The following is a 2545-nucleotide window of genomic DNA, read 5'->3' as shown; positions in this document are numbered from 1 at the left end:
GCTTGCCAGCTTATCCCGTAAAACCGGTTCAACCGACTCACTTGTAACACCGCTTTATTAGCTCCCACATCCCCGGTTGTAAATAGCTGTCGGGCGAGGTTGGCTTCACTCACCGTATCACCATCGTAGACCGTAATTTGTAGTCCCTGCTTGCCTAGTGCCTGTAGGGTAGTATGGATTCGGGCAAGTTGGGGCAGTAACTGGGAGCCGGTCCCCCCTACCCCAATCAAACAAACCGATATAGGTTCTCGGTCTTGTACCAATGCCTTGGGAAGAAAATGTATCATACTAGTAAATCATTAAGTGTAAGGGGCGTTTTGCGTAGCTGCTTTTTGGGAAACTTTGCTGCTGTATTCATCAGTGGTTTCCACAGATCAGGCAGCGATTGCTTTGCGCGGTGGTGATCGTTATCCGTATTAAAGGACGAATGAAAAAAGATGCTCTCCCACTGCTGCATCAGTGCTTCGTAGGTTTCAGGCTCCTTAATCCACCGACTCGCTGAGCCAAGGCATACCTTACCGTCTGCGATATTAGGAAAAGGGGCACGGTAGAGCGGGGTTTGTTCGTGGATGCGGTCGGTCTTGGTAGCGAACACGAATAGTTGGGCGTTATCAACTACTTTGAAAATTAGATTCGGACAAGGCACTTCCCCTTTTCCGAGCCCTTCAATATCAAAAGAAATAGAACGCTGCGCTGCTTTTACTTTCCAGATCAGCACTTCGGGGGCTATCTGCATGTTTAGTACCGAAGAAGGTATCAATCCTTGAAAATACCGGTGAACCTTCTGTTCATCATCCACCAACTGGCAAACTGCTTGCACCTTTTCGCGCATTAGAGGCGAAGCTGCCCCCAACTGATGCGTTCCATTTTCTGCTGGAACGATGGTGTGCGCTTCCAAGTAGAATTCCGGCATTTGGCGATCGGACCAAACGTGCGGAGCGTCTTTTCCTAACTCGTGCTGGCGCTGGTAGACCATCCACGCCGATATGGGTACATAGTGGGTCTGATACGTTGTTTCATTCATCATGGTCAGGGGGGATTAATGCTTCTAAAGCTTCAAAAATATCGATCATCATGGTGGATAGGCGCATAGGAAATGTAGGAATTGCGGGTACGTGGAGATTTTCATCCAACCGAACCCGAATATGGATGGGAAGAAAGTCGCCGTGTTGCAAGGATTCATGCCACCACTGCTCCCCTAGCTCCCCCCACGCCGGTAGTACGATATAGCGATCAGTGGGTAGTATTCTATCTTCGTACACTTCATCATCAGTACCACCCTGCCCTGTATAGTTGGCTAGCGTATCTTTTTCATCCAAAAATTCAACCCAGCGTAACAAGGTAGCAATCAACCTGCTTTCTGATTCGGCTCCGTTTTGCAAGCCAAGAAGTTTCTTCTTAAGCGTACCGGGTCTTTTTATCCTTGCTTTCTGATAGGCTTGCTGGATAGCCTGGGCATCTTGGGCGAATTTCTGCCCTTGCTTGCTCACTTCCGGCTCAAAGTACGCTTCCTCATCATCACTGAGCATCCTGATTAACGAGTCACTATAGTAGCTTTCAAACCAAAAGCTGACCCCCAGGTTTCTAGCAATTTTGAAAAAGGTAATCAGTAGCTTCGTCAGCTGCGGGTAGGCTTGTTCAAGCTGTTGGTAAGGTACATAAATCGGGTATAGCTGATAGGGCAAGGGGTACTCGTATACCGCTTCAATATGGTTGTCTTTTAGATCATAGTCGTAATCAACCAACGGCTGTTGAAACCGGCGAACCCCTTCTACTCGATCTTGCTCACCAATGATCTTCTCTAACAGTTCATTCCGATAGCCCATCCGATCAGCCACCGTAATGGGGGCTAACGCGGGAAATCTTAGGGTATGAAGTCCTGACTGCCGGAGGGAAGTAGTAGCCGTGGGTGGCTGGTTGATCGCTGCTGTTGGCAGATCATTGGGGCGAGAGATTGATAAAGTTTCCATTGGGCTGCTTGCTGTTCTTTGGTGAGCGGTTGATTTTCTTTCTGCGCTGCTTGATGTTGGTTGACTGCCTTCATCCTTTCGTGGCTACTTTGGTGGAAAACGTATAGATATGCTTATCATCGCTAATGCCGTTGTCCTGTATTTCGGCATTGGTTAGGGCGGGGTAGGTTCCGGCGTAAAAATCTTTGATGTACTCGGGCGTAAAGTTCTCCCCTAAATCAGTAAGGGTTATTCCTTGGTATCGGAATTCGCGGGTAATTTGAATGGCTTCTATCATGGTGACCGTTAGTTAAAATATGACTTTGGAGTATTTAGGGGATTGTTCGTATTAGGCTTCTTTTCAGTGCCAATTTCTTTTGCTGCCACCTGGGGAATAGACTGGCGTAAGGGGGCTGCATGATGCTGGGAAGGAGTGTCTTTCGCTTGCTCAGAAGCTGGCTGCGGTGTAACGGAGCTTTCACTGGCTGAACGGACTTTCTCAGGCGTATCAAATAATCCAGCTTGCCGGTGCAGGTTGGCTTGCTGCTCGATCTCAGCGCGTTGCTTGGTTGCCTTTTCGTAGGTGGGGGTAAGAT

Annotated in this window: 5 protein-coding genes; all 5 read right to left on the bottom strand. The window is 48.4% G+C overall.

Annotated features, from left to right (window positions below):
- Positions 1 to 287: ThiF family adenylyltransferase (locus WBA23_RS20525; RefSeq protein WP_424584150.1), on the bottom strand; the 287-nt coding region annotated here is incomplete at its 3' end.
- Positions 284 to 1027, bottom strand: coding sequence for a hypothetical protein (locus WBA23_RS20520; RefSeq protein ID WP_424584149.1), 744 nt, complete (start codon positions 1025 to 1027; stop codon positions 284 to 286). The genes WBA23_RS20525 and WBA23_RS20520, both read right to left, overlap by 4 nt.
- A complete protein-coding gene (locus WBA23_RS20515) occupies positions 1017 to 1970 on the bottom strand; it encodes a hypothetical protein (RefSeq protein WP_424584148.1) in 954 nt (317 codons plus the stop codon). Before WBA23_RS20515 ends, WBA23_RS20520 begins: the two co-directional genes overlap by 11 nt.
- Before the next feature lie 70 nt (positions 1971 to 2040).
- On the bottom strand, positions 2041 to 2247 hold the full coding sequence (locus WBA23_RS20510) for a PRTRC system protein C (protein ID WP_424584147.1): 207 nt from the start codon (positions 2245 to 2247) through the stop codon (positions 2041 to 2043).
- Positions 2248 to 2255: 8 nt separating this feature from the next.
- A partial coding sequence (locus WBA23_RS20505; RefSeq protein ID WP_424584146.1) for a hypothetical protein occupies positions 2256 to 2545 on the bottom strand: 290 nt, incomplete at its 5' end.

Source organism: Tunicatimonas sp., assembly GCF_049647865.1.
Lineage (GTDB): Bacteria > Bacteroidota > Bacteroidia > Cytophagales > Cyclobacteriaceae > Tunicatimonas.
This window is presented reverse-complemented; position numbering and strand designations above follow the sequence as displayed.

Coding starts and splice junctions, on each gene's coding strand:
- WBA23_RS20520 (WP_424584149.1), bottom strand. CDS start 1,027: ATGATGAATGAAACAACGTATCAGACCCACTATGTACCCATATCGGCG.
- WBA23_RS20515 (WP_424584148.1), bottom strand. CDS start 1,970: ATGGAAACTTTATCAATCTCTCGCCCCAATGATCTGCCAACAGCAGCG.
- WBA23_RS20510 (WP_424584147.1), bottom strand. CDS start 2,247: ATGATAGAAGCCATTCAAATTACCCGCGAATTCCGATACCAAGGAATA.